Annotated in this window: 19 protein-coding genes, 8 tRNA genes and 1 pseudogene; 17 read left to right on the top strand and 11 right to left on the bottom strand. The window is 72.4% G+C overall.

All coding sequences use genetic code 11. The features are described from left to right. The first annotated feature begins 42 nt into the window (after positions 1 to 42). The 11 genes from argH (at position 43) to P3T29_RS07360 (ending at position 14,449) form a co-directional block, all read left to right on the top strand. Complete coding sequence (gene argH, locus P3T29_RS07310) at positions 43 to 1,467, top strand: argininosuccinate lyase (protein WP_280715490.1); 1,425 nt, start codon at positions 43 to 45, stop codon at positions 1,465 to 1,467. A gap of 172 nt (positions 1,468 to 1,639) precedes the next feature. Continuing rightward, positions 1,640 to 2,104, top strand: coding sequence for a sigma-70 family RNA polymerase sigma factor (locus P3T29_RS07315; RefSeq protein WP_280715491.1), 465 nt, complete (start codon positions 1,640 to 1,642; stop codon positions 2,102 to 2,104). A gap of 271 nt (positions 2,105 to 2,375) precedes the next feature. Then, a complete protein-coding gene (locus P3T29_RS07320) occupies positions 2,376 to 2,876 on the top strand; it encodes a GNAT family N-acetyltransferase (protein WP_280715492.1) in 501 nt (166 codons plus the stop codon). A 462-nt stretch (positions 2,877 to 3,338) separates the two neighbouring features. After that, positions 3,339 to 4,394 (top strand): ATP-binding cassette domain-containing protein, encoded by a 1,056-nt coding sequence (locus P3T29_RS07325; RefSeq protein WP_280715493.1) that lies wholly within the window; start codon positions 3,339 to 3,341, stop codon positions 4,392 to 4,394. After that, positions 4,391 to 5,146 carry a methionine ABC transporter permease gene (locus P3T29_RS07330; protein ID WP_280715494.1) on the top strand — a complete coding sequence of 252 codons (756 nt, stop codon included), beginning with the start codon at positions 4,391 to 4,393 and terminating at the stop codon, positions 5,144 to 5,146. Before P3T29_RS07325 ends, P3T29_RS07330 begins: the two co-directional genes overlap by 4 nt. Before the next feature lie 148 nt (positions 5,147 to 5,294). After that, the gene (locus P3T29_RS07335) at positions 5,295 to 6,122 is read left to right on the top strand and encodes a MetQ/NlpA family ABC transporter substrate-binding protein (protein ID WP_280715495.1); all 828 of its coding nucleotides are present in this window, start codon (positions 5,295 to 5,297) and stop codon (positions 6,120 to 6,122) included. Positions 6,123 to 6,310: 188 nt separating this feature from the next. Continuing rightward, positions 6,311 to 6,940, top strand: a complete 630-nt coding sequence (locus P3T29_RS07340; protein WP_280715496.1) for a GNAT family N-acetyltransferase — start codon at positions 6,311 to 6,313, stop codon at positions 6,938 to 6,940. A gap of 132 nt (positions 6,941 to 7,072) precedes the next feature. Then, the gene (cbiE, locus tag P3T29_RS07345; RefSeq protein WP_280715497.1) at positions 7,073 to 8,320 is read left to right on the top strand and encodes a precorrin-6y C5,15-methyltransferase (decarboxylating) subunit CbiE; all 1,248 of its coding nucleotides are present in this window, start codon (positions 7,073 to 7,075) and stop codon (positions 8,318 to 8,320) included. A gap of 484 nt (positions 8,321 to 8,804) precedes the next feature. Further along, positions 8,805 to 12,215 (top strand): nicotinate-nucleotide--dimethylbenzimidazole phosphoribosyltransferase, encoded by a 3,411-nt coding sequence (gene cobT, locus P3T29_RS07350; RefSeq protein ID WP_280715498.1) that lies wholly within the window; start codon positions 8,805 to 8,807, stop codon positions 12,213 to 12,215. 99 nt (positions 12,216 to 12,314) lie between these two features. Then, positions 12,315 to 13,550 (top strand): uroporphyrinogen-III C-methyltransferase, encoded by a 1,236-nt coding sequence (gene cobA, locus P3T29_RS07355; RefSeq protein ID WP_280715499.1) that lies wholly within the window; start codon positions 12,315 to 12,317, stop codon positions 13,548 to 13,550. A gap of 68 nt (positions 13,551 to 13,618) precedes the next feature. Further along, on the top strand, positions 13,619 to 14,449 hold the full coding sequence (locus P3T29_RS07360) for an RNA methyltransferase (protein WP_280715500.1): 831 nt from the start codon (positions 13,619 to 13,621) through the stop codon (positions 14,447 to 14,449). 736 nt (positions 14,450 to 15,185) lie between these two features. Here P3T29_RS07360 and P3T29_RS07365 read toward each other — a convergent pair. After that, positions 15,186 to 16,343 (bottom strand): annotated as a pseudogene (locus P3T29_RS07365) (serine/threonine-protein kinase); the annotation flags it as partial. 451 nt (positions 16,344 to 16,794) lie between these two features. Here P3T29_RS07365 and P3T29_RS07370 point away from each other — a divergent pair. After that, positions 16,795 to 17,004: a hypothetical protein gene (locus P3T29_RS07370; RefSeq protein ID WP_280715501.1), complete on the top strand. Its 210-nt coding sequence runs from the start codon at positions 16,795 to 16,797 to the stop codon at positions 17,002 to 17,004. A gap of 256 nt (positions 17,005 to 17,260) precedes the next feature. Here the strand turns inward: P3T29_RS07370 and P3T29_RS07375 are convergent. From P3T29_RS07375 to P3T29_RS07400, 6 genes are all read right to left on the bottom strand, one after another. Continuing rightward, positions 17,261 to 17,332, bottom strand: a tRNA-Val gene (locus tag P3T29_RS07375). 41 nt (positions 17,333 to 17,373) lie between these two features. After that, positions 17,374 to 17,445, bottom strand: a tRNA-Val gene (locus P3T29_RS07380). 69 nt (positions 17,446 to 17,514) lie between these two features. Continuing rightward, positions 17,515 to 17,586: transfer RNA gene (locus tag P3T29_RS07385), tRNA-Val, on the bottom strand. A 33-nt stretch (positions 17,587 to 17,619) separates the two neighbouring features. Continuing rightward, positions 17,620 to 17,691: transfer RNA gene (locus tag P3T29_RS07390), tRNA-Val, on the bottom strand. A 33-nt stretch (positions 17,692 to 17,724) separates the two neighbouring features. After that, a tRNA-Cys gene (locus P3T29_RS07395) sits at positions 17,725 to 17,798 on the bottom strand. A gap of 38 nt (positions 17,799 to 17,836) precedes the next feature. Next, positions 17,837 to 17,909, bottom strand: a tRNA-Gly gene (locus P3T29_RS07400). Between the two features lie 368 nt (positions 17,910 to 18,277). On the opposite strand from P3T29_RS07400, the gene P3T29_RS07405 reads away from it, so the two are divergent. The 3 genes from P3T29_RS07405 to P3T29_RS07415 all read left to right on the top strand — a co-directional run bounded on the left by P3T29_RS07405 (position 18,278) and on the right by P3T29_RS07415 (position 21,089). After that, positions 18,278 to 19,315, top strand: a complete 1,038-nt coding sequence (locus tag P3T29_RS07405; RefSeq protein WP_280715633.1) for a chorismate-binding protein — start codon at positions 18,278 to 18,280, stop codon at positions 19,313 to 19,315. Positions 19,316 to 19,337: 22 nt separating this feature from the next. Then, positions 19,338 to 20,156, top strand: a complete 819-nt coding sequence (locus P3T29_RS07410; protein WP_280715502.1) for an aminodeoxychorismate lyase — start codon at positions 19,338 to 19,340, stop codon at positions 20,154 to 20,156. 90 nt (positions 20,157 to 20,246) lie between these two features. Next, positions 20,247 to 21,089: a GNAT family N-acetyltransferase gene (locus P3T29_RS07415; protein WP_280715503.1), complete on the top strand. Its 843-nt coding sequence runs from the start codon at positions 20,247 to 20,249 to the stop codon at positions 21,087 to 21,089. A gap of 18 nt (positions 21,090 to 21,107) precedes the next feature. Here the strand turns inward: P3T29_RS07415 and P3T29_RS07420 are convergent, their stop codons facing one another. From P3T29_RS07420 to P3T29_RS07430, 3 genes are all read right to left on the bottom strand, one after another. Beyond that, positions 21,108 to 21,611 (bottom strand): DsbA family protein, encoded by a 504-nt coding sequence (locus P3T29_RS07420; RefSeq protein ID WP_280715504.1) that lies wholly within the window; start codon positions 21,609 to 21,611, stop codon positions 21,108 to 21,110. A 35-nt stretch (positions 21,612 to 21,646) separates the two neighbouring features. Continuing rightward, entirely contained in the window at positions 21,647 to 22,249 is a 603-nt protein-coding gene (locus P3T29_RS07425; RefSeq protein WP_280715505.1) for a CGNR zinc finger domain-containing protein, read from the bottom strand. Between the two features lie 376 nt (positions 22,250 to 22,625). Continuing rightward, entirely contained in the window at positions 22,626 to 23,039 is a 414-nt protein-coding gene (locus P3T29_RS07430; protein WP_030459107.1) for an SsgA family sporulation/cell division regulator, read from the bottom strand. A gap of 399 nt (positions 23,040 to 23,438) precedes the next feature. Here P3T29_RS07430 and P3T29_RS07435 point away from each other — a divergent pair. Both P3T29_RS07435 and P3T29_RS07440 read left to right on the top strand, forming a co-directional pair. Continuing rightward, positions 23,439 to 23,510 (top strand) — tRNA-Val (locus tag P3T29_RS07435). Between the two features lie 220 nt (positions 23,511 to 23,730). Next, positions 23,731 to 23,802, top strand: a tRNA-Val gene (locus tag P3T29_RS07440). Between the two features lie 103 nt (positions 23,803 to 23,905). Here the strand turns inward: P3T29_RS07440 and P3T29_RS07445 are convergent. Beyond that, a complete protein-coding gene (locus P3T29_RS07445; RefSeq protein WP_280715506.1) occupies positions 23,906 to 24,679 on the bottom strand; it encodes a 3'-5' exonuclease in 774 nt (257 codons plus the stop codon). Positions 24,680 to 24,917 lie beyond the last annotated feature (238 nt).

Genomic DNA, 24,917 nt, shown 5'->3' on the forward strand with positions numbered 1-24,917 from the left:
GCCGGGGCTCGCCCCCACCCACCTCGTGAAGGAGCCCACGCGATGCCCGCCGACCAGAACACCGACGTCCGTCTCTGGGGCGCGCGCTTCGCCGACGGCCCCTCAGAGGCGCTGGCCAAGCTCTCCGCCTCGGTGCACTTCGACTGGCGCCTCGCGCCGTACGACATCGCCGGCTCCAAGGCGCACGCCCGCGTGCTGCACAAGGCCGGGCTGCTGACGGACGACGAGCTCGCGGGCATGCTCGGCGGCCTGGACCGGCTGCTCGCCGACGTCCGGTCCGGGGCCTTCACCGGTACCGTCGCCGACGAGGACGTGCACACCGCCCTGGAGCGCGGGCTGCTGGAGCGGCTCGGCGCGGACCTGGGCGGCAAGCTGCGGGCCGGCCGGTCGCGCAACGACCAGATCGCCACCCTCTTCCGGATGTACCTGCGGGACCACGGGAAGATCATCGGCGGACTGCTCCTCGACCTCCAGCACGCCCTGGTCGGCCTCGCCGAGGCACACCCCGACACCGCGATGCCGGGCCGCACCCATCTCCAGCACGCGCAGCCCGTCCTCTTCGCCCACCACGTCCTCGCGCACGTCCAGGCCCTCGGCCGGGACGCCGAGCGGCTGCGCCAGTGGGACACCCGTACGGCCGTCTCCCCGTACGGCTCCGGCGCGCTCGCCGGCTCCTCGCTCGGGCTGGACCCGGAGGCGGTCGCCGCCGAGCTGGGGTTCGAACGGGGCTCGGTCGGCAACTCGATCGACGGCACGGCCTCGCGCGACTTCGTCGCAGAGTTCGCCTTCGTCACCGCGATGATCGGGATCAACCTCTCCCGGATCGCCGAAGAGGTGATCATCTGGAACACCAAGGAGTTCGGCTTCATCACGCTGCACGACGCCTTCTCCACGGGCTCCTCGATCATGCCGCAGAAGAAGAACCCGGACATCGCGGAGCTGGCGCGTGGTAAGTCCGGACGGCTCATCGGCAACCTCACCGGGCTGCTCGCCACCCTCAAGGCGCTGCCGCTCGCGTACAACCGCGACCTCCAGGAGGACAAGGAGCCGGTCTTCGACTCCTGCGACACCCTCGAGGTCCTGCTGCCCGCCTTCACCGGCATGATGGCCACCCTCACCGTGCACCGCGAGCGGCTCGAGGAGCTGGCCCCGGCCGGGTTCTCGCTGGCCACCGACATCGCCGAGTGGCTGGTCCGGCAGAACGTCCCGTTCCGGGTCGCACACGAGGTCGCGGGCGCCTGCGTCAAGGTCTGCGAGAGCCAGGGCATCGAGCTGTCCGACCTGACGGACCAGCAGTTCGCCGACATCTCCGAACACCTCACCCCCGAGGTCCGCACGGTCCTCACCGTCCACGGCTCGATCGCCTCGCGCAACGGCCGCGGCGGCACCGCGGCGTCGGCCGTCGCCGTCCAGCTGGCGGAGCTGAAGGCCGACCTCGCGGTCCAGCAGGACTGGGTCCAGGGCTGACGGCCCACAGCAACCACAACGGGACGCGCACGTAACAGCTCAGAGCAACCACAACAGGGGCGCGGGGAACTGCGCGATCAACCATGCACTTCGTCGTGCCCTGATCGCACAGTTCCCCGCGCCTCCTTGGGTACGCAGTTGCCTACGTCAAGCCTTGCTCGTTCGTAGCCATATGAACCACCGCCTCACCGAGCTGCGCCCCGCCTTCGCCCCGCTCGCAGCGGCCCTCGCTCGCCGGCACCGGCTGGACCCGCAGGACCTGGAGCAGGACGTCTGGCTCCGGGTGTTCGAACACGCGCGGGCCGAGGGCGGGCTGCCGCGCGATCTGACCTCCTGGCTTCGCGCGCTCACCCTGCAGGAGTGCCGGCCCGTCACCCGTACGGCCCTGGAGCCGCCCGCGATCGTCCCGTCGGCCGAGGAGGAGGCGCTCGCCGCCGAGCGCCGACGTGCCGTACGGCTCGCGCTGGCCCGGCTGCCGGGCCGCTGTCCGGAGCTGCTGACCGCTCTCGCGGCCCGTCCCGACCTGACATACCGCCAGATCGCCCGGCTGCTCGGCATGCCGCAGGGCAGCATCGGGCCGACGCGTTCGCGCTGCCTGGCCTGCCTGCGCGCCCTCCTGAGTGGCCACCGGGACTGAAGTGATCCCGAGTGACGCTCACCACCTAAGACGGCCGGAAGGTTGAGAGCAGGGGGCGTCGGGGTAGAGCGGTGGCTAACGTCCCCTTGACGGTGGCTCGACCGGCCGGATACTGAGCGTGAGCACAGGTCCGACCTCGGCGACCGCCGGGGGCGCGTGGCTGTGTCACTCCCGGTCAGGGCAGATCCCCGCCCGGGCACACCTTCGGCAGGGCACCCGGTGCGGACCCTCGAATTCGCGCACCGGGCACTAAACGATGGGGAGGCCCCGCATGGGCATGAGCGTGATCATCTCGGTGGCGAACGAGCAGGACGCGGAGCAGATCCTCAAGCTCCAGTACCTCGGCTACCAGACCGAGGCCGAACTCTACGGCGACTGGGCGATCGAACCGCTCACCCAGACCCTGGAGAGCCTGCAAGCAGAGCTGGCCGAACGGCACGTCCTGGTGGCCAGGCTGGGCGACGAGGTGGTCGGCACCGTCCGTGGCCACGTCGACGAGGACGGCACCGCCCGGCTGTCCCGCCTGGTCGTCCACCCCCGGATGCAGCGCCACGGCCTGGGTGGCCGCCTGCTGGACGCGGTGGAGCGCCTGTTGCAGGAGGAGTACTCCGTCGGCGCCTTCGAGCTGTTCACCGGGCACCGCAGCCTCGGCAACCTGCGCCTGTACGCCCGCCACGGCTACCGCCAGGCGGCGGTCCGCGAGGTCAGCCGCCGGCTGAGCATGGTCACCCTGGAGAAGCCCGTCCACGCCCCGCTGGCCGCCACGGCCTGACCCGGCCGCGCAGCGCCCGACCCGTCCGGGTCGGGCGCTGTTCCGCTTTGTTGACCCTTACCAACCGTTGGTACGCCTACGTCGCGTCCGTATTTCGGACGCTGAGTCCTGATAACTGGGACCGAGCCGGTACGTCTGATTTACTTGCAGGCATGACTGCGACGACGACCTGCACCCCGACCGGCACCACGCCGGCAGGTGGGCTCTGCATGGGTTGTTGTCGAATGTGTCACTGCTGAGGGCCCTCGTCCCCTCCTCGCGCCCCGAAGCGAGCATTCCTGCCGCCTGACGCGCCGTTCCCATCGCTGACTCGTCGGAGTCACGCCCCCGCGCGCCCTGGCTGTGCAGCACCCAAGATCAACTTTTAAGGCACCCCTTCTCCGGCGTGCCTCCGCACGCCGCTGACCGCTTGCCGGTGCGGCGGCCGCACCACCCCCCAGCCCCCGAGCAACGGAAGCAGCTGTGATCACCACCAAGGACCTGACCAAGGTCTATCGCTCCCGAGGCCGCGAGGTCACCGCCCTCGCCGGAGTCGACCTGCACGTCCGCGAGGGCGAGGTCTACGGAGTCGTCGGCACCAGCGGCGCCGGTAAGAGCACCCTCATCCGCTGCGTGAACATGCTGGAGCGCCCGAGCTCCGGCAGCGTCACCGTGGACGGGATCGAACTCACCGCCCTCTCCGGCCAGGAGCACCGGGCCGGCCGCGACCTGCGGGCCGCCCGCCGCCGGATCGGCATGGTGTTCCAGCACTTCAACCTGCTCTCCTCGCGCACCGTCCAGGAGAACGTCGAACTCCCGCTGGAGATCATCGGGCTGGACCGCACCCAGCGCCGCCGCAAGGCCGCCGAACTGCTCGACCTGGTCGGCCTCGCCGACAAGGCCCGTAGCTACCCGAGCCAGCTCTCGGGCGGCCAGAAGCAGCGCGTCGGCATCGCCCGCGCGCTGGCCGGCGATCCCAAGGTGCTGCTCTCCGACGAGGCGACCTCCGCCCTCGACCCGGAGACCACCCGCTCGATCCTCGGCCTGCTGCGCGACCTCAACCGGCAGCTCGGTCTCACCGTCCTGCTGATCACCCATGAGATGGACGTCATCAAGAGCGTCTGCGATTCCGCCGCCCTGATGCGCGGCGGCAAGGTGGTCGAGGCCGGTGCGCTGACCGACCTGCTGGCCCGCCCGGACTCGGTGCTCGCCCGCGAGCTGTTCCCGCTCGGCGAGTTCGGCGCCGGACACCCCGGGCACACCGTCCTGGAGATCACCTTCCAGGGCGACACCTCCGCCCAGCCGTTCGTCTCCCAGCTGGCCCGTACTTACCAGATCGACATCAACATCCTGGGCGCGGCGGTCGAGACCATCGCCGGCCGGCTGGTCGGCCGGATGCGGGTCGAACTGCCCGGCTCCCACCAGGACAACGTGGTGCCGATCGGTTTCCTGCGCGAGCAGGGCCTGCAGGTCGACGTACTGAACGAGGCGGGTCTGAAGCACGCGGGCCTGAACGAGCCGAACGGAGTCGTGGCATGACCTGGGACGACATGCAGCAGCTGATGCAGCCCGCCACCCTGGAGACGCTCCAGATGGTCGGGGTCGCCACCGTCGTCACCGTGCTGATCGGGCTGCCGCTGGGACTGCTGCTGGTGCTGACCGACAAGGGCGGCGCGCTGCAGAACGTGGTGGTCAACCGGGTGCTCGGGGTGATCGTGAACGTCGGCCGCTCGCTGCCGTTCATCATCCTGATGGTCGCTCTGCAGACCTTCACCCGGGGCGTGGTGGGCACCACCCTCGGCTGGCAGGCCGCCACCGTGCCGCTCGCCATCGGCGCCATCCCGTTCTTCGCGCGGCTGGTCGAGACCTCCGTCCGCGAGGTGGACGGCGGGCTGCTGGAGGCCGTCCACGCGATGGGCGGCTCCACCTGGACCACCGTCCGCAAGGTGCTGCTGCCCGAGTCGCTGCCCGCGCTGGTCTCCTCCGTCACCACCACCGTGATCGCCCTGATCGGCTTCTCCGCGATGGCCGGCACGGTCGGCGGCGGCGGACTCGGCACCCTCGCCGTCAACTACGGCTACCAGCGCTTCGAGACCGGCTTCATGTGGGTCATCATCGCGGAGCTGGTGGTGATCGTGATGATCATCCAGGCGATCGGTGACTTCTTCGTCCGCCGACTGAACAACCGAGGTCACTCCGGCGGCACCGTCCGCCTGCGCCGCCGCCGCTCGGCCGTGAGCACCCCCGAGGCCGTGAGCACCCCCGCCGAGGAACTCACCCCGGCCTCCTGACCGACCCCCGGCCCCCGGCCCCCGGTCTCCTGACCCCGACCCCCGGCCTCCTGACCGCCCGACCACGCTGCCGCCCGACCGGGGCGGGCAGCGAGAACTGGCCGGCGGGCGCCAGCAACCGCCCGCTCCATGAAGAAAGGCACTTTTCGTGCGTAACGTCCTGAAGTTCACCAGCGTCCTCGCCACCGCAGGTCTCGCCCTGTCCGTCGCCGCCTGCTCCAGCTCCGGATCCTCGTCCGGCTCCAGCACCGACCAGGCGCTCACCGTCATCGCGAGCCCGACCCCGCACGCCCAGATCCTGGAGTACATCCAGAAGAACCTGGCCGCCAAGGCGGGCCTGAAGCTCGACGTGAAGGTCGTCACCGACTACGTGACCCCCAACACGGCCGTCCAGGACGGCTCGGCGGACGCCAACTACTTCCAGCACGTTCCGTACCTCGACGACTTCAACAAGAAGCACGGCACCGACATCGTCTCGGTCGAGGCCGTCCACCTCGAGCCGCTCGGCCTGTACTCGAAGAAGGTCAAGGCCGTCACCGAGCTCGCGGACGGCGCCACCGTCGGCCTGCCCAACGACGCCACCAACGAGGGCCGTGCGCTCAAGCTGCTCGCCGACAACAACGTCATCACCCTGAAGCCCGGCGCCGGCACCTCCGCCACCCCGGCCGATGTGGCGAGCAACCCGAAGCACCTCAAGTGGAAGGAACTGGACGCCGCCCAGCTGCCGCGTTCCGTCGCCGACCTCGACGCCGCCGTCATCAACGGCAACTACGCGCTCGACTCCGGTCTGCACCCGGCCACCGACGCGATCCTGCTGGAGAAGGCGGCCGGCAACCCGTACGCCAACATCCTCGCCGTCAAGAAGGGCAAGGAGAACGACCCGCGCGTCCAGAAGCTCGCCCAGCTGCTGCACTCCGACGAGGTCAAGAAGTACATCGACGACACCTTCAAGGGCTCGGTCATCGCGGCCTACTGAGGCCGGCCGCTCTGAACCCGTATCCGGGCCCCGCCGTGCCACGGCGGGGCCCGGTAGCGCCATGTCCGGGTGTGCGCGGCACGGCGGACGGACATCTGACGTGCCGTCGTACTCTTTGCCGGTACCCTGACACGTCCGAGAACGGGTGGGGCGTACGGTGTGTCCACGACCCGGCGAGGAGAGACGGCATGCCAGCGAGCTTCCCCGAGACCGCCATCAGCACCGAGAGACTGCTGCTGCGACCCCTTGAGGACGACGACGCCCCCAGTCTGGTCGCCATGATGGCCGACGAGCTGGTGCACACCTGGACGGCGATCCCGCAGCCCTTCACCGAGGCGCACGCCCTCGAATGGGCCCGGGCCCTCGCCCCCGCCCGCCGGGCGCAGGGGCGCGGAATCGTTTTCGCCGTCACCGAGCACCTCACGCAGCGGGTGGTCGGCGTGGTCGAGCTGCGCGGCACCGACTGGCGGCTGCTCTCCACCGAGGTCAGCTTCATCACCGCCCCCTGGGCCCGCGGCGAGGGCTACGCGCCCGAGGCCGTCCTCGGCGTCGCCCAGTGGCTGTTCGAGGACCGGGGCTTCCTCCGGCTGGAGATGCGCACGGCCGCCGGCAACACCGCCGGCCAGCAGGTCGCTCAGAAGGTCGGCTCGATCAGCGAGGGCGTGCTGCGCAGCGCCTGGATAGTGCGCGGTGGCGAGTGGGGCCCGGCGGAGCTGGAGAGCCGCAGCGACCTGCTGCTCTGGAGCCTGCTCCCCGAGGACCTCGAAATCCCGCAGGACGACGGCTGGGCCGAGCAGCACTACGTCCTGCACGACTGAGTGCGCCCTCCGACCGGGGTGCGACGGGCGGCCGACCGCACCGGGTAGCCTCTGCTCCTGGACGGGCCGAGGAATGGTCCGGACCTGTCGTGGGGTTCCGTGGGGTGCAGAGCCGAGGGAGAACAGCCGCAGATGGCTGACCGGATCACGGTTATCGGGTGGGACGGTACGCCGTTGACCGAGGCGGCCAGCTCAGCGCTGGCAGGAGCCACCCTGGTGGCGGGAGCGCCGTACCAACTGGCGGCCCTGCCCGTCCCGCCGGGCGCCGAGCGGATCGCGCTGGGCAACATCCAGCTGGCGGCCCGTCGGATCGCCGAGCAGCGCGGCGCGGCCGTCGTGGTGGCCGAGGGGGACCCGGGGTTCTTCGGCGTCGTCCGGACGCTGCGCCGGCCCGAGTACGGGCTCGAACTCGAAGTGCTGCCCGCCGTCTCCTCGGTGGCCGCCGCCTTCGCCCGGGCCGGGATGCCCTGGGAGGACGCCCAGGTGGTCAGCACGCACGGCGGCCGGCTGCGCCGCGCCGCCAACGTCTGCCGCGCCTACCCGAAGGTCGCCGTGCTCACCAGCGCCGACGCCGGCCCGAGCGAGCTGGCGCTGATGCTGCGCGGAGTCCACCGCACCTTCGTGGTCTGCGAGGCGCTCGGCACCCCGGAGGAGGACGTCACCGTCCTGACCTCCGAGCGGGTGCCGGACCGGGTCTGGCGGGACCCGGCGGTCGTCCTGGTGATCGGCGGCGGCAGTTCGAGCCATGTCGCGGGCGAGGCGGCGGGCTGGCTGGCCGGACGGCCCATCGGTTTCCCCGGCACCGACCGGGGGTGGGCGCTGCCGGACGAGGCGTACGCGGGCGCGGAGCGCGGCGCGCCGACGGCGGAGAGCGCTCCGCACGCGCTGCCCGCGCACGTCCGTGCGCTGGCGGTGGCCCGGCTCGGGCCGGTGCCCGGGGACCTGGTCTGGGCGGTCGGCGCGGGCACCGGCGCGCTGGCGGTCGAGACGGCCAGGTTCGGCGCGGCCGTGGTCGCGGTCGAGGCGGACCGCTCGGCCTGCGCGCAGATCGCGGTGAACGCCCGCCGGTACGGCGTCGAGGTGGAGCCCGTCCACGGCGTCGGCCCCGAGGTGCTGGGTGGCCTGCCCGAACCTGACGCGGTCGTGGTGGAGTCCGGCGGCGCCGAGGTGGTGCGCGCCGTCCTGGCCCGCCGCCCCGAGCGGCTGGTCGCCGTGGCCCACACCCTCGCCGAGGCGGAGGAGATCCGCGAGGCCATCGCCGGAGCCGGCTACCGGGTGGACGGCACGCTGCTCCAGTCGACACCGCTGATGTCCGGCGCCGGGCTCTCGTTCGGACCGGGGGAGCAGACCCTCGTGCTCTGGGGCGAGCAGGGCTCCTGACGGTTCGTACCCAATCCGAGGGGTGGGCGTCTCGCCGGCCTCCGGTGATCCCCGTCCCATCCGGACACCGATTCGAGAGGGTGTCGGTGCTGGCCGGTAGGGTGGCGTCCTGGTTGCGCTCGGCGAGCTGTGGACCGTGCCCCATCCGGTACGTTTACCACCTTTTGACGTGGCGCAACCCACACCGATTCGGAGTGCGGGCATTCGACGCGACCCGGGTCGGCCCGGAAGAATGCCGTAGGGTCCGGTGCGGTCGTGCCGGTTGCCCCGGGTGGTCGTTGTTTCTGATGGTGTGCCACCCCGGTGGGTGGCACCGGCCGGGGTGGCGCAGTGCGCCGGTGGGGATGGCTGCCGCGCGTGCGCGCGGCGGACGCCAGTAGGTGGACGGACGGGCCGGAGCACGGTCCGCCCCGAGCGGAGTTGGGCGCTGCGGTCGGTGATCGCGTCGCCAAGGGCGCGTAAGCGGCCTGGAAGGAGCTTTGACATGACCGATGGCGGCCACGTCCCCAGCGAGGGACTGCCGGAGCACCTGCTCGGCGGGTCCGGCCCGCTCGGCCGACCGGAGGGCGTCTCCGTACCCGGTGCTTCCGTACCCGGTACCGGTATGCCCGGTGTCGCGCTGCCCGAGGCTTCGGTGACTCCGGCACCCGGGACGGCGTTGCCGGACTCGGCGCTGTACGGCGTACCCGCTGCCGGGCCGGGCGCACCGCTGCCCGCGCAGGGTGCCGAGGGCTGGCCGACCGAGTCGCGTCCGGCCTTCACCTTCCTCGACCAGCCGGACCAGCTCGACGACGAGGACGACCTTCTCCTGATGCCCGGTCCGCAGACTTCGTGGGGCGAGCCGCTCGGGCCGGTCGAGACGGTCATGGTCACCGAACTGCCCGTCGTCACCCACCCGCAGGTGGCGGACACCATGACGCTGCGTACGGTCGAGGACCCGTCGGCGCCGGTCGCCGGCGTCGCTGACACTGCCGGGACGGTCGAAATGGTCGAGTCCACCGAGCCCGCCAATTCCGTGGAGTCCGCCGAGGGCACGCCGGTCGAGCCGTCCTGGCCGCCGCTGGCCCCGCCGCTGGTCGCGGCCGAGCCGGTCGCCGAGGCCGTTCCGGCGCCCGCCGCCGCGCCGGTGCCTCCGATGCCGCCGTCGCCCTCGGTTGCCACGCCCGTCGCGGCCCAGCCGCCGGTGACGGCCCCTCAGCCGCCGCGCCGTCCGCTGCACGCGGGCCCGCCCATTCCGGACCCTTCGCTGATGACCGGTCAGGTCCCCGTACGCTCGCTCGCCGACCGTGGCCCGTCCGCTCAGGTGGACCCGCAGGCGTTCGCAGCGCGGGCGGTCCAGCCGCAGGCACCCGTCCAGGTGCCGGTACCGGATCCCGTACCGGTGCCGCCGCCGGTCGAGGCGCCGCCCGTGGCGGTCGAGGCGCCGGTCGAGGTACCGGTGGAGCCGGTGGCCGCCCAGCCGACGCCCGAGCCCGCACCGGAGCCGGTGGCAGTCGAGCCCGCCCCCGTGGAGGTGCCGGAGGCTTCGGCCGTCGCCGCACCCGTAGCCGTCGACCTCCCCGAGGCAGTGGCAGCACCGGAGGTCGAGGCCGTGGCCGTGCCGGTGGCTGCTCCTCAGGAGGTCGAGCAGGCCGCCCAGGTCGAGCAGGCTGTCGAAGCCCCGCACGCGGCCATCCCGGCCCAGGCGACCGCGCAGACCGCACAGACCGTGCCGGCCGCGCAGACCGCATCGAGCCCGCCGCGCCGGATCTCCGCCTTCCTGGCCGCGCCCGCCCCACACGACCTCCCGCCCGTCGGTGCCGAGCCGCTCGCGGGCGCCGTCGCGCTCGCCGAGCCGCAGACGGCGGCGGGCAGCGGCGACATGGCCATGCCCGAGCAGCCGTCGCAGGCCGTCCCGGTCGAGCCCGCGCCGCAGCCGGTCGAGGCGGAGGCCGCACCCGAGGCCCCCGAGCCCCCGGCCGCCGTGGTCGTCGCGGAGCCCGAGGTCGCGCCCGAGCCCGAGGTCGCAGCCGACCCCGAGCCGGAGCCCGCCGCCGAGACTGTCGCCGTGCCCGAGGTCGAGGCCCAGCCCGAGACCGCTCCCGCTACCGAGGCCGAGGCCGCTCCCGAGCCGCAGCCGGTCGAGGCGGAGACCGAGCGCCCGCCCGCCGCCCCCGGTTACGACGAGGCCGGCCGCGACGCCGTCCACCAGGTGATCCGCGAGCGCCGCGACATCCGCAACGGCTTCCGCCCGGACCCGATCCCGCACGAGGTGCTGATCCGCGTCCTGGAGGCGGCCCACACCGCGCCCAGCGTGGGCTACTCCCAGCCCTGGGACTTCGTGGTCATCCGCTCGGCCAAGACCCGCCGCAAGATGCACGAGCTGGCAGAGCGTCAGCGCGACGCGTACGCGGACTCGCTGCCCAAGGGCCGGGCGAAGCAGTTCAAGGAAATCAAGATCGAGGCCATCCTCGAGACCCCGGTGAACATCGTGGTCACCGCTGACCGCACCCGTGGCGGCCGGCACACCCTGGGCCGCCACACCCAGCCGCAGATGGCGCCGTACTCGGCCGCCCTCGCGGTCGAGAACCTCTGGCTGGCCGCCCGCGCCGAGGGCCTGGGCGTCGGCTGGGTGAGCTTCTTCGACGAGGAGGAGATGGTCCGCGAGCTGGGCCTGCCCGAGCACCTCGACGTGGTGGCGTACCTCTGCGTCGGGTACGTGGACTCCTTCCCCGACGAGCCCGAGCTGCAGCAGCAGGGCTGGGCCAAGAAGCGCCCGCTCTCCTGGGTCGTCCACGAGGAGCAGTACGGCAACCGCGCGCTGCCCGGCGAGGAGCCGCACGACCTGCTCTCGGAGACCCTGCGCGGCATCCGCCCGCTGGACGCCAAGGCGCTCGGCCACGCGTGGGACCGGCAGAAGCGGATGACCAAGCCGGCCGGTTCGCTCGGCATGCTGGAGATCATCGCGGCCCAGCTCAGCGGCCTCAGCCGCAAGTGCCCGCCGCCGATCCCCGAGCCCGCCTGCGTGGCGATCTTCGCGGGCGACCACGGCGTGCACGCCCAGGGCGTCACCCCGTGGCCGCAGGAGGTCACCGCGCAGATGGTGGCCAACTTCCTGGCCGGGGGAGCGGTGGTCAACGCCTTCGCCGCCCAGGTCGGCGCCGAGGTCTGCGTGGTGGACGTGGGCGTCAAGAGCGAGCTGCCGGACGCCATCCAGCAGGGCCGCACCACCGGCCTGCTGCCCCGCAAGGTCAAGCCGGGCACCGACGACATGACCCAGGGCCCGGCGATGAGCCGGGAGGAGGTGCTCAAGGCGATCGGCGTCGGCATCGAGACCGCCCGCGACCTGGTCGCGGCGGGCAACAAGATCCTGATCACCGGCGACATGGGCATCGCCAACACCACCGCCTCCGCCGCCCTGATCTCGGTCTTCGCGGGCGTCGACCCGGCCGAGGTGACCGGACGCGGTACCGGCATCGACGACGAGACGCACGCCCGCAAGGTCGAGGTCGTCCGCCGCGCCCTGGCCCTGCACCAGCCCGATCCGGCCGACCCGATCGGCGTACTGTCCGCCGTCGGCGGCCTGGAGCACGCGGCCATCGCCGGCTTCCTGCTCGGCGCGGCCTCGCTGCGCACGCCGGTCATCCTGGACGGCGTGATCGCCGGCTCGGCCGCACTGGCCGCCAAGGCCATCGCGCCCGAGGTCCTCGCCGCCTGCATCGCCGGCCACCGCTCGGCGGAGCCCGGCCACCAGGCGGCGCTGGCCAAGCTCGGCCTGCGTCCGCTGATCGACCTCGACCTGCGCCTCGGCGAGGGCACCGGCGCGCTGCTGGCGCTCCCGCTGGTGCAGAGTGCGGCCCGCGCGATGCACGATGTAGCCACCTTCGACTCCGCCGGGGTCACCGAGAAGGCCTGAGTCCCGTCCGCAGTCCCCCGCACCGGCCCGAGGGCGCGCCGGTGCGGGGGAGTGTTTCGCTGTACCCGTAGAACCCTCCGTCCCCCAGGAGCCCCGACCATGAACGCGCCCCACCCCCACCCCAGCACCGAGGGCCTCACCCCGTACCCCGTCGGTCTGCTGCTGGCCGGCCGACGCGTGGTCGTGGTCGGCGGCGGCCAGGTCGCCCAGCGACGGCTGCCCGCGCTGATCGCGGCCGGTGCGGACGTCCACCTGATATCCCCGGGCACCACCCCCGCCGTCCAGGCGATGGCCGACGCCGGTGAGATCCACTGGCACCAGCGCGGCTACGCCCCCGGCGACCTCGCCGACACCTGGTACGCCCTGGTCGCCACCGACGACCCCGCCGTGAACATCGAGGTCAGCGCCGAGGCCGAGAGCCTGCGGGTGTTCTGCGCACGCAGCGACGACGCCTCCGCCGCCACCGCCTGGACCCCGGCCAGCGGCCACGACGGCGGCGCGACCGTCGCCGTCCTCACCGGCGACCCGCGCCACTCCGCCGCCCTGCGCAACGCCATCGTCGACGGCCTGCGCGACGGCTCGCTGGCCGCCCGTCAGTACCGGGCACACGGCGGCGGCGTCGCCCTGGTCGGCGGCGGCCCCGGCGACCCGGACCTGATCACCGTGCGCGGCCGCCGCCTGCTCGCGGACGCCGACGTGGTGGTCGCCGACCGCCTCGCCCCGCGCGAGCTGCTCGCCGAACTGCCGCCGCACGTCGAGGTGATCGACGCCTCCAAGATCCCGTACGGGCGCTTCATGGCCCAGGAGGCGATCAACCGGACGCTGATCGACCACGCCAAGGCGGGCAAGTTCGTGGTCCGCCTCAAGGGCGGCGACCCGTACGTCTTCGGCCGTGGCGGCGAGGAGCTGCTCGCCTGCGCCGAGGCCGGGATCCCGGTCACCGTCGTCCCGGGCATCTCCAGCTCGATCAGCGTCCCGGCGGCCGTCGGCATCCCCGTCACCCACCGGGGCATGACCCACGAGTTCACCGTCATCTCCGGCCACGTCGGCCCCGGCGACGACCGCTCGCTGACCAACTGGGACGCCGCCGCACGGATGAGCGGCACCCTGGTCCTGCTGATGGCCGTCGACAAGATCGGCGCGATCGCCGCCAAGCTCATCGAGTGCGGCCGCTCCGCCGACACCCCGGTCGCGGTCGTCCAGGAGGGCACCACCGCCGCCCAGCGCCGCATCGACGCCACCCTCGCCACCGTGGCCGCCACGGTGACCGCCGAGCAGATCAAGCCCCCGGCCGTCATCGTCATCGGCGACGTGGTCAACGTACTGGCGCGTTAACGCCAGGGGGCTCTGTCGAAGCAACCCGACAGAGCCCCGCAGAATCTCCCGCCCCTAAGATCGAGGGCGTGTCCGAACCAAGCACCGTCATCGACCCCGCCGACCCCCGGCTCGCCGACTACACCGACCTGACCGACGTCGAGCTGCGCCGCCGTCGTGAGCCCGCCGAGGGCCTGTTCATCGCCGAGGGCGAGAAGGTCATCCGCCGCGCGGTGGCCGCCGGCTACCGGATGCGCTCGATGCTGCTCACCGCGAAGTGGCTGGACGTCATGGCGGACGTCATCGCCGAGACCGACGCCCCCGTCCACGTGGTCGAACCCGCCCTCGCCGAGGCCGTCACCGGCTACCACGTCCACCGGGGCGCGCTCGCCTCGATGGAACGCCAACCCCTCCCCGCCGTGGCCGACATCCTCCCCGGCGCAGGCAGCCCGGACAGCGCCCCGAGCCGCGTGGTGGTGCTCGAAGGCATCGTCGACCATGCGAACCTCGGCGCGGTCTACCGCAGCGCCGCGGCCCTCGGGATGGATGCCGTACTGCTCTCCCCGGACTGCGCCGACCCGCTCTACCGGCGGGCCGTCAAGGTCTCGATGGGCGCGGTGTTCACCGTCCCGTACGCCCGCCTCGAACCCTGGCCGGGATCGCTCGCCGCCCTCCGCGAGGCCGGCTACACGATCCTGGCGCTCACCCCGGCGCCGGACGCCGTACCGCTCGACGAGGTGCCGGCCGCGACGCTCCGGCGCTGCGCCGTCATGCTCGGGTCGGAGGGGAACGGTCTCACCGCGAAGGCGCTCGAGGCCGCCGACCTCAAGGTACGGATCCCGATGTCGCACGACATCGACTCACTGAACATCGCGGCAGCGGCGGCGATCAGTTTTTACGCGGTGGCTCACCACAGCTGACCGATCTGGCGGCGGCCCGTTGCCGGGTCGCGCCGGGGGCGGCTCAGCCGCCGGTCGTACTCCCGGTGCCCCCGGTGCTGCTGCCCGTGCTGCCCGTGCTGCCCGTGCTGCCCGTGCCGCCCGAGACGGCCGCGCCGGGCCAGGACTCGTCCAGGCTGCCGTCACCTCGCACGGTGTAGCGGGTGGAGGAGCCCGCGCCGGTCTGGGAGACGCGCTCGTCGCGGATCAGGGCACCGCTGTCGATCCGCCAGGTCGCCACCGCCTGGGCGTCGGCGGCGGAGGCCCGGGCGGCCAGCAGGACGGGCGTGTCGCCGCTGAAACCGAAGAGCTCCACCAGATCCACCGGCACCGCGCCCTCCGCCCGCCGCAACACCACCAGCGCGGCCGGGGCGTCCCGGTAGCGGGCCGGCAGTACGGTGCTGAGCGCGATCTGCGCGCCGTCGGCCGTGGAGTGCCCGTCCCGCAGCCGGATCGCCGCCCCGCCCGCCGGGTCGGAGTAGCTGCGGTTCGGCCAGTCGACGTTCGGGGACGCGACCACGGCGGGTCCGAGCGCCGGGTCGCCGGTGCCGCGCGCGGCGGCGGCGAACTGGGCGCCGGGCGACTGCACGCCGTCGATGGAGAGCCCGGCCGACGGCGGTGACGCAGCCGCAGCCGACCCCGCCGCCGACGCCGGAGCCGACACCGACGGGACGGACGACCTGCCCGGCCCGGGGGACATCCCCTGCTTGCTGCGGTTCTCGCACCCCTGGGCTGCGGCGATCGCGAGCGCGACACCGACGGTGACGGTGACGAAGACGACGGCCCGCTGCCGCGCCAGCCGCTGCCGCGAACCGGTCGGCCGCCCGGGGGAGGGCCGTCCGGGCGTCGGCGTGTGCTGACGGTCCCGCACTCCGGCCGACCCGGCCGGCCGGTCACGTACCGACTCGCGCGGCTGGTCGCCGAGCTCCGGGCGGGGCATCGGCGCCGTCGCCGACTGCCCGTGCGGCCGTCGTGGGGGCGGCGGCGGCACGGCCGGCCTCGAAGGCACGGGCGGCGGCACGGCCGCACCCCGCGCGCGAGTGCCGCCGAGCGCCGCACCACGCGCGGCCAGCTCGCTCAGCCGCTCGTGCAGCGCCGCCGCTCCGGGCCGCTCGGTCGGCTCCTTCGCGAGGCAGGCCCGTACCAGCGGGGCCAGCGGCGGAGGTACGGCCGACAGGTCGGGCTCCTCGTGGACCACCCGGTAGAGCATCACCTCGGAGGAGGCCCCCGAGCCGAACGGCGAGTCGCCGGTCAGCGCGTACGCGAGCGTCGCACCGAAGGCGAAGACGTCCGTGGCGGGGGTGACGGCCGCGCCCCGGACCTGCTCGGGTGCGAGGAAGCCCGGCGAGCCGACCGCCGTGCCGACGTGCGTGAGGGTGCTGGCACCGCGCGACCAGGCGATGCCGAAGTCGATGATCCGGGGGCCCTTGGGGGAGAGCAGGATGTTGGAGGGCTTGAGGTCGCGGTGGACGACCCCGGCTTCGTGCACCTTGACCAGCCCGTCCGCGAGCGCCGCCCCGATCCGGGCGGTCTCCGTCCATGGCAGCGGGCCCTCCTCCCCGACCCGCTTGTAGAGCGAGGGGCCCGGGACGTAGGCGGTGGCGAGCCACGGCCGTTCGGTCTCGATGTCCGAGCCGACCACGCGCGCGGTGCAGCCGCCGCGGATCTTCGAGGCGGCTGCGATCTCGCGGGCGAACCGGGTACGGAACTCCGAGTCCTCGGCCAGCTCGGCCCGGATCAGCTTGAGCGCGACGCGCTGGCCCCGCCGGTCCGAGCCGAGGTAGACCACGCCCATCCCGCCGGCGCCGAGCCGCCGGTGCAGCCGGTACGGGCCGACGATGCGGGGGTCCTCACGCCTCAGCCGCATCATCGCCATGTCCGCTTCCCGTCAGCCCGTGGGGTGAGGCCCCGTCGGATGGGGCATCGTCAGAATCCTGTCCGGGACAGCTTACGGACTGCGCGCTGCGGTGTGCTGATACGCAACACCTGCCGCACCGGTGGGATTGTCGGATTCCCATTCGTGGCCCCTCCGACCAGGCACGGAGCACCCTCTCGGGGTCGGTCTCAGGGTTCCCTCGGGGATCTGCGCGATACCGCCTCCCCCTGGGGTAGTACACCGGGGGGCCCGGCGTCATCCCAGGGATGGCCCAGAGAACGGTACGCGGGCATGACGACCGGGGAGAGACGGACCCGTAGCGTTGATTCCAGCGGTGGGCGGCTCAACTCGTCCCCCGAGGTAACCCGTCCACCGCTCCAAAGACCCGAAAACCCGAAAACCGAAGAACCGTCAGCAACACCGTCAGCAGCAGCACCGGCAGGAGACGACCATGGCCACGCAGCTCACCGGAGCCGCACGACGCCGTCGCCCCCACTGGCTCGCCTCCCGGCAGCCCTTCGGGGCGCCGGCGGGCACCAGGCACCCAGTGATCGCACTGGCGATGGTGCTGCCGTGCGCGGTCCTGCTGCTCGCGCTCTTCGGCGGCTGGGACCAACTGGCGACGCAGACGAAGGCGGTCGCCGATCTGATCGGGCGCTGACCCTTGGGGAAGGGTCGGCGCCGGCCGAGCGTCCCGCACACCGCCAGGGACGGCCCGCCACCGTGGACGGACGTGGACGGGCGAGCGCGGTGTGCACCGTGCGCTTCGGCAGACCGAAGGTGCCGGGTACGGAGAGCCGGTGAGGGCCTCCGCACCCGGCACCTTCGCGTCCGCATGCGGCCCGCCCGCGCCCGGTAACACTCCTGACACGCCGAAGGCCGCGACCCTGATCGGATCGCGGCCTTCGTTCCTGCGGTGCGCGATACTGGGATTGAACCAGTGACCCCTACCGTGTCAAGGTAGTGCTCTCCCGCTGAGCTAATCGCGCCGGGACATGCTGAAATGCAAACGGACCCTGGAGGGACCGAGTGCGCGATACTGGGATTGAACCAGTGACCCCTACCGTGTCAAGGTAGTGCTCTCCCGCTGAGCTAATCGCGCCGGGACCTACTGAACTGCATCTACTGACCTGCACTGAGCGAGCTGCAGACGGATCCTGAGGGGATCGAGTGCGCGATACTGGGATTGAACCAGTGACCCCTACCGTGTCAAGGTAGTGCTCTCCCGCTGAGCTAATCGCGCCGGGACCTACTGATGGACCCTGAGAGGGTCGAGTGCGCGATACTGGGATTGAACCAGTGACCCCTACCGTGTCAAGGTAGTGCTCTCCCGCTGAGCTAATCGCGCGGGGAGGGTCCCTGGCGAACCAGGGACACCTCTTGGAGGTGGAGACGGGATTTGAACCCGTGTACACGGCTTTGCAGGCCGTTGCCTCGCCTCTCGGCCACTCCACCAGGCAACTTCGAAGAACGATCTTACACGTTCTCCATCGAGCGGACGACGAGATTCGAACTCGCGACCCTCACCTTGGCAAGGTGATGCTCTACCAACTGAGCCACGTCCGCCTGTCTCCCGGTCACTTCACCGCTTGTTTGCGGCTCCGTTTCCCGGCGACGTGTTGAACTCTAGCGGATTCCTGGACCAGCTCAAATTCCGTTCCCGCAGCGTGGCGCGGGGAGGGTTCACCGGAGGGGTCGGCGGAGCGAGCTGCGGAGATCCCCGTGCAGCTCGCGGCAGCCCGCCGCTCCGCACCGCCGACCGTCCCCGACCTACACTTCAGCCACCGCAGTGATCCCCGCTGTGATCCTTCGGCGATCCCGTCGTGATCCCTCGAGGATCCCCCTTCCCGCGCCGCTGTCCGCGTGGGGCAGCACCGAATCCGTGCAGGAGAACCGTGTCCGGCCGTAGACCCGCCCTCACCCCCACCGCTCCGATGGCCCGCTTCGGCGGCCGCCTGGCGACCGGGCTCCGCGAGGTCACCTCGGATCCGGCCGCGCTCGACTCGGCCGGCTTCTGGGCCGTGGCGTACGACTTCGAGGGGCGCCTCACCTGCGCCCGATTCGACGAGGTCCGCCCCGACCCGGCGCCGCCGCGCACCGAGGGCTGGCTCGGCCCGTACCCGGGCAGCTGGCACAGCTCGCTCGACCGGGACGCCTACACGGCCGGGGTCCGCCGCATCCGCGACCACATCGCGACCGGCGAGGTCTACCAGGCCAACCTCTGCCGGGTGCTCTCCGCGCCGCTCCCCGACCGGGACCGCACCGACATCGACGCCCTCACCGGCCTGCTCGCGCACGGCAACCCCGCTCCGTACGCGGGGACGATCCGGCTGCCCGAGCACGGTGTCGAGATCGCCACCGCCTCCCCGGAGCTCTACCTCCGCCGTGACGGCCGGGTCGTCTCGTCCGGTCCGATCAAGGGCACCGGCCGTACCGAGCACGACCTGCTGGAGAAGGACCACGCCGAGAACGTGATGATCGTGGACCTGGTCCGCAACGACCTGGGCCGGGTCTGCGCGACCGGCACCGTCACTGTCCCGGACCTCTGCGCGGTCGAGAAGCACCCCGGCCTGGTCCACCTCGTCTCCACCGTCCAGGGCACCCTGCGCGACGGAGCCGGCTGGCCCGAACTCCTCGAAGCGACCTTCCCGCCCGGGTCCGTCACCGGAGCGCCCAAGTCGAGCGCCCTGCGGATCATCGAGGCGCTGGAGACCGCCCCCCGAGGCCCGTACTGCGGCGCGATCGGCTGGGTCGACGCGGACCGGGGTGAGGCCGAACTCGCCGTCGGCATCCGCACGTTCTGGATCGACCGGAGCGGTGCCGATCACGGCGGCGGGCAGCCCGTCCTCCGGTTCGGCACCGGCGCCGGGATCACCTGGGGCTCCGACCCCGAGCGCGAGTGGGACGAGACCGAACTCAAGGCCGCCCGCCTGGTCGCGATAGCGTCGGGTTCCGCCCTCCACGCTCACTGAGCACGGACACCCGAGGACAGCCATGATCTGGGTCAACGACTCCCTGGTGGACAGCACGGCTGCCACCGTCTCGGTGCTCGACCACGGACTCACCGTCGGCGACGGTGTTTTCGAGACCGTCAAGGCGGTGGACGGCCGCACCTTCGCGCTCACCCGCCACCTGGACCGCCTCACCCGCTCCGCACGCGGCCTCGGCCTCGCCGACCCCGACCACGACCAGGTGCGCGAGGGCGTGGAGCAGGTCCTGCGCGCCAACCCGTTGCCGCTCGGCCGGATCCGGGTCACCTACACCGGCGGCGTCTCCCCGCTCGGCTCCGAACGCGGCACCGACCCCACCACCCTGGTCGTCGCGATCGGCACCGCTACCCGGCGCCCCGACACCACCGCCGTCCGGACGGTGCCCTGGCGGCGCAACGAACACAGCGCGGTGGTGGGCCTGAAGACCACCTCCTACGCCGAGAACGTGGTCGCCCTGGCCGCCGCCAACCGGGCGGGCGCCTCGGAGGCCCTGTTCGCCAACACCGCCGGACAGCTCTGCGAGGGCACCGGCTCCAACGTCTTCGTCGTCCTGGACGGAGCCCTGCTCACCCCGAGGCTCAGCTCCGGCTGCCTGGCCGGCATCACCCGCCAACTCGTCATCGACTGGAGCGGGGCCGAGGAGGCCGACCTGCCCTTCGACGTACTGGACCGGGCTGACGAGATCTTCCTCACGTCCACCCTGCGCGACGTCCAGGCCGTCGCCCGGGTCGACGACCGTGAGCTGACGACGGCACCCGGGCCCGTCACCCTCAAGGCGATGGCCCAGTTCGCCGAGCGCAGCGCCGACGACCTGGACCCGTGACCGTGAGAGGGTGACCCGGACCTGTGACCGTGACGCGGGGCCCGGGCCCGTGACTGGGTAGAAGCCCCGCGCGGAGGGAAGGGAGCCCCCATGACCACCACCCTGCGCCCCGAGTACCCAGAGGCCCCCTTCCCCGGCGGGGGCCGCAGCCGCCGCTGGCAGATCTGCGTCAACGGCCGCCCGGTCGGCGGCCTGCGGACGACGGCCTTCCCGCGCGGGTCGCAGAGCTGGGGCGAGATCTCCGAACTGGGGGTCACCGCCGGCCGCAGACGCGGCCGCGCCACGGTGGGCGTACTGGCGGCCGAGGAGGTGCTGCGCAGCTGGGGCTGCTCCCGGGTGGACGTCAACATCCCCGCCGAGGCCACCGCCGCCCTGGGCCTGGCCGAAGCCCTCGGCTACACCGAGCGGATGCGGAACCTGGCCAAGCACCTCACCCAACCACCCGAGCTGCCAGCGGAACTGACGGTCCGTCCGATTGGTGCGGAGGAGTACCCGGAATGGCTGGAGGCGGCCCAGCAGGCGTACCTGCGCGACCTGCTGGCCTCCGGGCTGAGCGAGCCGCAGGCCCGCGCGAAGGCCGAGGCCGACCACCGTCAGCAGCTCCCGCAGGGCCCCGGCACCCGGGGCGTCGCGCTGCGCGCCCTGTACGGCCCGCGCGGCACCCCGCTCGGGAGTCTCTGGGTCAACCTGCACCAGGACATCCGCCCGAGCGGGGAGCGGCTCGCGTGGGTGATGACGGTCGAGGTCGAACCGGCGCAGCGCGGGCACGGCTACGGCCGCGCCCTGATGCTGCTCGCCGAACGCGAGTGCCTCGCCGCCGGCGTCCGGGAACTGGGCCTGAACGTCTTCAGCGGCAACGCGGTGGCCATCGGTCTCTACGACTCGCTCGGCTACCGCGTCACCAACCGCATCCTCGGCAAATCACTGCTCTGACCTGCCGCCGACCACGGGTCACCGCGCCGAGCTGTGCTGCTCCAGAATCTCGATGATCTGCTCGCGCAGCCCGTCCTGGCTCTTGCCACCGTCGAGGCGCTTCCCGGCGATCACGTACGTCGGCGTGCCGCTGACCCCGATCGCCGAGCCCTCGGCCTGGTCCGCGTCCACGATGAGCATGTGGCGGCCGTCGACCAGCGCGAGTTCGACCTCCTCGGCGTCCAACCCGATCTCCCCGGCCACCTCGATGAGCAGCTTGTGCCCGCCACGATCCAGCTCGTCCACCCGGGCGAGCAGCGCCTCCACGTACTCCCAGCCCTTGCCCTGGGCGAATGCCTCCTCGGCCGCCTCGGCGGCCGCGTAGGCGTGCTTGTGCTTCTCCAGCGGGAAGTGCCGCAGCTCGATGGGCAGCGCGTCGCCGTACCGCGCGCGCAGCGCCCGTACGTCGTCCAGGGCGGTGCGGCAGTCCGGGCACTGGAGTTCGCACCAGAACTCGAGTCGGGGGAGAGAACCTTCGATCATGCGGCCAGTCTCGCACCTGCCGGCCGCGCGCACGGTCAGCCCGCCGGTACGGCACCCACGGCCTTGACCACGGCCTCGACGACGGCCTCCGCCGAGCGCTGCCGGGCCCGGTACGCGGCCACGTGCAGCCGGTTCCCGCAGGTGCGGCTGTCGCAGTAGCGGCGGGAGCGGTTGCGGGACAGGTCGACGAAGACCCGGGCGCAGTCCGGCGCGTCGCAGCGGCGCAGCCGCTCGCGCTCCCCGGCCATCACGATGAAGGCCAGCGACATGCCGAGTTCCGCCGCCAGGTGGTCGCCCAGCGCGGCGTGCGGCGCGAAGTAGTGGATGTGCCAGCCGTGCTGGTCGTGGTTGGTCAGCCGGGGCGTGGTGCCCGCCGCCGCGACCACGGAGTTCACCAGCTCGGCGGCCTGCGGGGTGGACTCGGCCGAGAAGATGTCCCGCAACTGGGTGCGGAGCGCGTGCACGGCCGCCAGGTCGGCGGGCGTGAGTGAGCCGACCTCGCTGATCTCCTGCCGGACGACGAACGACCCGAGCGCGGCGACATCGGGGAGCTGTTCGCTGCCGCACGCCTCGGGCGCGGTGTTGAGCAGCTCGACCAGAATGCTCAGCGCGCACTCGGCGTCATGGGTGATCAGCACGTGAGGGCTCCTCGCGCGGTGGGGGACTCGGCCTCCCGGATCCGTCATCACCGGTGACTCTACCGGGAACGGCGGCCGTAGCCGGGAGCCCGGCGCGGGAAAGGCGAAGGCGCCCGATGTCGGGCCCCGGCTGCTGGCCGGGAGCCCGACATCGGGCGCCTTCGCCCTGGTGCCTTTGAGGCGATGCCCGGCTCAGGCGGACCACCCGGGTGGCCGGGCTGCCGGTGCTGATCGGGCTGCCTGTGAGGTTGGCCGACGGCTCCGGTGGGAGTCGCCGGGACAGCGCCCCGAGGCCGCGTGGTGCGCGGCTGGGAGTGCGACCGTGCCCCCGAGTAGGACGGACGCGGTTCGAGAATCGGCCCCACCGCCGGTGTGGTCAGTTTTCGGCGAGGATGTGCGACAGCTCCCGGTCGAGGTCGAAGTGACGGTGTTCGGTGCCGGGCGGCACCGCGGCGTCGGTGCGCTTGAGAAATGACTCGAGCGCTCGGGCCGGGGCCTCCAGCAGGGCTTCTCCTTCCGGAGAACTCAGGGCGATGCAGACCACCCCCTGTCCGTGGCTGCGCGAGGGCCACACCCGGACGTCGCCGGTACCGGTGGGTCGGTGCAGCCCCTCCGCGAGGAGGTCGCGGGCGAACACCCACTCCACGGTCTCGTCGGCACCGGTGTGGAACGTCGCATGCACGGCATAGGGGTCGGCGGTGTCGTAGCGCAGGCCCGCGGGGACGGGCAGTGACGACTCGCTGGACACGATGAGGCGCAGGTGCAGCTCGCAGCTGACCGTGGTGTTCATAAGCGCCAGGGCCTTTCGCTCAGTGTGCGCTCGGGGAATCGCACGTCGGCGAACGGACCATCCCACCTGAAAGCCCGGTGTAAACCCGTCTGTCCCGATTCAGGCGCGAGTCGTACCCCTTCCGGCGCATTGCGGAATGGACCCGGCGGCCTCCGGGGCCCTGGTCGAGCCAGCAACTCAGCGCCTTTCGCCGGATGACCGTGGATGAACTGCGCAGGACTGTACGAAGCGACAAACCTTCGCCCCGGAGGGTCGCGCCGGACGGCCCGGCGAGCCCGGCCCCCAGGGTGACCATGGCCGGACTGTCAGTGATCGCAGGTGATGGGTGCGGCCCGCCGGAGGCGGCTGACCGGGTGTTCGGAGCACCCACCCGGATGCGGTAATGTTTTCTCTGCACCCGGGCGATTAGCTCAGCGGGAGAGCACTTCGTTCACACCGAAGGGGTCACTGGTTCGATCCCAGTATCGCCCACCGGAATGCATTGTGATATGTCGGGCCCCGGCCATTACTGGCCGGGGCCCGATGTGTTTTCCGAGTCGTCCCGTGACTCCGTCCGGCCGCGAGCCGAGAAGCTGATTCGCAATCACCGGCCGTGCTCCGTAACGGATCCCGTCCCGCCGTCGGCCGGGGGCGGGAGCAGGGAAGTTGCGGACCACCCGCCAAGTAGTGCTAATGTTCATCTCGTTGCCCAGGGCGATTAGCTCAGCGGGAGAGCACTTCGTTCACACCGAAGGGGTCACTGGTTCGATCCCAGTATCGCCCACCTGGAAGCAACGTTCTGGCCCTGACCGGTAGTTCGGTCAGGGCCAGAACGTTTTCAGGCTCCACGCGTCCAGGCTCCGGGCATGTCCGGGCAGCGGACGGATTCAGGCCGCCGCCTCGCAGCGGTGCTCCGCCGACAGCCGCCGACCGCACTCGCAGCGGGCCGGGCGCAGCGGCCAGGAGAAGTCCACCCGCTCCGGGGTGCCCGAGCGGTCGAACCAGTTCTGCAGGCCACGTGCCTGCGCCGCGTGCCAGATGGTCTGCCGCAGCTGGAGCTCGGTGGGCGTCAGCCGCCCCAGCGGGCCGGGGTGCCGGGCGCCGAGGGTACGGACCAGCTCCATCGCGGCGAGCGCGTCTGCAGCGGCGTCGTGGGCGCCCGTCAGCAGTACGCCGTAGTGTGCGCAGAGGTCGGTGAGCGTGCGGCGGCCCTTGCGGTAGCGGTCCACGTGCTTGTCCAGCACCCGGGGGTCGAGCACCAGCAGTTCCGTGCCGTCCAGGAAGTCCGCGAGCGACTGCTCGCGGTGCCGGCGCAGCTCGCGGTCGAGCAGCGTCAGGTCGTACGGGGCGTTCATCACCACCAGCGGGATGCCCGCGCGGGCCTGCTCGCCCAGCGCGCGGGCGATCTCGGCGACCACGGTACGGGGCGGGCGGCCGTGCGCGCGGGCCTGCTCGTCGGTGATCCCGTGCACCGCGCGGGCGCCGTCCGGGATCGGGACGCCCGGGTCGGCCAGCCAGGTCGCGGCCTGGGCGGTGGCCCCGGGGGCGGGCTGGAGGACCAGCGCGGCCGAGACGATGCGGTCGGTCTCGACGTCCACGCCGGTGGTCTCGGTGTCGAAAGAGGCGAGCGGGCCTTCGTACCAGTGCCGGGAATCGTGCATGACTGTCCCTCAGTCCCTGAACCCACTGGGCGGCGGCAGTGCGCGGCGTACCACCGAGGACCAGCGGTGCGCCGCGTACGGCGGCGTTCTGCCTTGGTGATACCGCAGTTGACGCTCCCTCAATCCATCACGGGCGGGCTCCCGAAGGGAATATCGCCCAGGGTGACCGAGTGATCACCCGACCCCTTGGAGGGTCCGGCGGCGGCGGTGCGCGGCCGGGGCGCTGGTCTCGGTACCA

This window comes from Kitasatospora sp. MAP5-34 (genome assembly GCF_029894335.1).
Lineage (GTDB): Bacteria > Actinomycetota > Actinomycetes > Streptomycetales > Streptomycetaceae > Kitasatospora.